This is a genomic window from Alteromonas sp. AO-Serp (assembly GCF_017849675.1).
Lineage (GTDB): Bacteria > Pseudomonadota > Gammaproteobacteria > Enterobacterales > Alteromonadaceae > Alteromonas > Alteromonas macleodii.
Genome location: NZ_JAFLMX010000197.1, coordinates 1 through 2,872 on the forward strand (window position 1 = coordinate 1; position 2,872 = coordinate 2,872).

Here is a 2,872-nt window from a genome sequence, read left to right on the forward strand (position 1 = left end):
TAGCCACATTTACCACCAGCACCACATCGATTCACGTTAGGGGCTGCTAGAGTTAGATTTAGAGGGTCTGTAGCAAAAGCAATCCTCACTTCTGGTGTAGCCTTACAAAGGCCCGAATCATGCCCTTCAGAAACACTGACAATATGTTCGATATCTGTTTCGCTATCTGTCTTGAAGTATCTTCCAGTATAGGGGCCGTATACCTTCCCCCCCATTGAGCGGACAATCTCATCTTCTACAGACTGGGGATAAGGGTATTGGCTTTTCCTATCGAAGGGGGAGCACCGGTTCTCGGGTGCAACCTCTAACCCTCTCCAGGTCTCAGCATTGCTAGCGTCAATCTTAAGTAGTGTTACAAACATAATTAAAATGGAATATCGCATGGTCTACCTCTGAGGGGTATAGGCTTTATTGACCTTAACCCCATTCGTTGTTTATTTATACTAGGCGGTAATGTCGCGCTTAAGGTGGAATGCTTCAAATGTCTTATTCAAAGCTTCATTGTTCCAACCCACATCTTTTGCAATCGGTGTAAGAGCATCAGCCGAGCTGATGTAATACACTGCACGGACGCCGTTTAGCTGCATATCTTCAGTTAATCTCCTCGCTGAAACTCCTATTGAAGTAATGAACTTAGCAAGCCTTTTTTCCATCACCATGTATGCACCATGCAACCCCATTGAAGAGACTGTGTAGCCAGCAAATAGAATTAACGCGGGGGTAATACCGGTGTTTCTGTATTTTCGAAGTAACGAAAAGCGGCTTACTTCACCGTTGCTGCTGTAGTTATTTATTCGAGCCGGGTGGAGTATATGGTCTTCCCCTAAGAGCTTACCAATTGGCAAATCAGCACCCAAGATAATTCTGAACGTTCCTATAAATTCACCCTCTGTTCTATCGAACATTAGATAGTACTTTGCAAGTTCATCGTGGCTGTTTATTTCTAATCCAGAAGTAGTTTCAGGTTCCCATTTAAATTCTTCACAATAAATTTTGTGACGTAATTCCTTGCATAAATTAATTTGTTCAACAGAAATGGCTTCAATAAATGCAAATCGTTTTCCTATTTCACATAACAACTGACTGTAATTCTCTTTCACGCTTTTACTCGTTATTTTCTATAGCGGTGGCACCTTGAACCTCTAACAAATAGGGATAACCGATTCGTCTAGTACCAGCCTTAACTTTCCTTACCCCGCCACTGAATGTTGGTGGGCCTTACCAGGTATGCTTCTCTTTACTGGTTTGAATAACGTTGCACATAATCGCGCTAGTACAAATTGGAGGGAATTTGGCAGGCTGAATTAATGGTATGGACCCTCTCCTCCCATAAAGGCTTCAAATAAGCCAAGATAGGGTTGTTCAAATCACTATCAAGAAGGAGAAGGTCACATGAGTAAGGTAACAATAGGTCTCGATATCGCCAAGTCTGTTTTTCATTTAGTTTTTATGAATCAGTCAGGCAGAGTGCTCAGAAAGAAGAAATTAAGGCGTCACCAGATGTTGTCCTATTTTAGTCAACTGGAGCCATGCATTGTAGTGATGGAAGCCTGTGGAAGTTGCCATTACTGGTGTAGGGAATTGACGAAAGCCGGGCATGAAGTCAAAGCAATAGCACCGCAATACGTTGTAGCATACCGAAAAGGCAATAAACACGATTACAATGATGCAGAGGCGATAGCCGAGGCATCACAACGCGAAGGGATGCGATTTGTGCCGTTTAAGTCTCAGGACCAACAAGACATCCAGCTTATGCATCGGATTAGAGAGCGTATGATAGCGCAGCAAACGGCGTTGAGTAATCAGATAAGAGGCTTATTGAGCGAATACGGTATTGTGTATGTACGGGGTGTAGCGACTTTGGTGAAAGAGCTGCCGTTTACCCTGGAAGAAGCTGACAATGGATTGAGTATGTTAGCTCGCCGACAGTTTCAAGGCTTACTCAATGATTTGCGGGAACTGCGAGAGCACATAAAAGAAATGGATAAGGAGTTGAAAGCGTTCTCACAAAGCCAGCCTGTATGCGAGCGTTTAATGAGCATGACAGGAATTGGGCCTTTGATTGCTACCGCCTTATATGCAGGCATTGGACAAGGTCAGGCTTTTAATAGCGGCCGACATTTAGCCGCTTGGTTAGGTGTAGTGCCCAAACAACATACAACGGGAGATAACCCGAGATTGTTGGGTATTAGCAAGCGAGGGAACACGTATTTACGGACCCAGATAATTAACGGAGCCAGGGCCGCCTTGCGCCATATTGGTGATAAAACCGATAAGGTGAGCGAGTGGTGTCGGGCTTGTTTAGCACGCATGAGCTTTAACAAAGCGTGCGTCGCACTGGCTAATAAAATGGTAAGAATGGCCTGGGCTATGCTGCACTATCAACAGGACTACCAGCCAGGACTGATAAATAAAGCAGCGGCTTAGCCGATGAAACCCAAACCAAAGATAAGTAAATAAACTAAAACAGGAAGCCTATCAACATATTGCAAAAAGACAACGTACTGATGATTAACGGTTCATAACCATCTTGTTCAAATCAGTTTATACCAAGGGCCTTCGAGGCCGCCGGATTGATGAGACAACAAGATGCGAACAACCATCAAGGCTAGAAGTCAATTGACTTCACGAAAAAGCCGAATATATGGCAGCAATGAATCACGTTATTAAATCAACACGGTGTCTTGCAATCGGAGAGGGTCCATATATGGTATAAATATTTGATTCGTAGAATACTATTTCTAAGTGTGCGATAGAGTAAAAAAGAATAATAAACGAAAAGAATGGCTTTAAATAAAGGATTAACCTGATAGACGAGTACTCGCCTAAAAATTACTTTGCGCTGAAGCGGTGACTCGGCAGTGCGCTATGA

Annotated in this window: 3 protein-coding genes; 1 reads left to right on the plus strand and 2 read right to left on the minus strand. The window is 43.4% G+C overall.

Going from position 1 to position 2,872, the window contains the following annotated elements; all coding sequences use genetic code 11:
- Together QVA83_RS13370 and QVA83_RS13375 are read right to left on the minus strand one after the other, a co-directional pair.
- A partial coding sequence (locus QVA83_RS13370; RefSeq protein WP_353844109.1) for a PH domain-containing protein occupies nt 1–215 on the minus strand: 215 nt, incomplete at its 3' end.
- 228 nt (nt 216–443) lie between these two features.
- Entirely contained in the window at nt 444–1,100 is a 657-nt protein-coding gene (locus QVA83_RS13375; protein ID WP_287498546.1) for an acyl-homoserine-lactone synthase, read from the minus strand.
- Nucleotides 1,101–1,392: 292 nt separating this feature from the next.
- On the opposite strand from QVA83_RS13375, the gene QVA83_RS13380 reads away from it, so the two are divergent.
- A complete protein-coding gene (locus tag QVA83_RS13380) occupies nt 1,393–2,427 on the plus strand; it encodes an IS110 family RNA-guided transposase (protein WP_287498547.1) in 1,035 nt (344 codons plus the stop codon).
- Nucleotides 2,428–2,872 lie beyond the last annotated feature (445 nt).

Coding starts and splice junctions, on each gene's coding strand:
- QVA83_RS13380 (WP_287498547.1), top strand. CDS start 1,393: ATGAGTAAGGTAACAATAGGTCTCGATATCGCCAAGTCTGTTTTTCAT.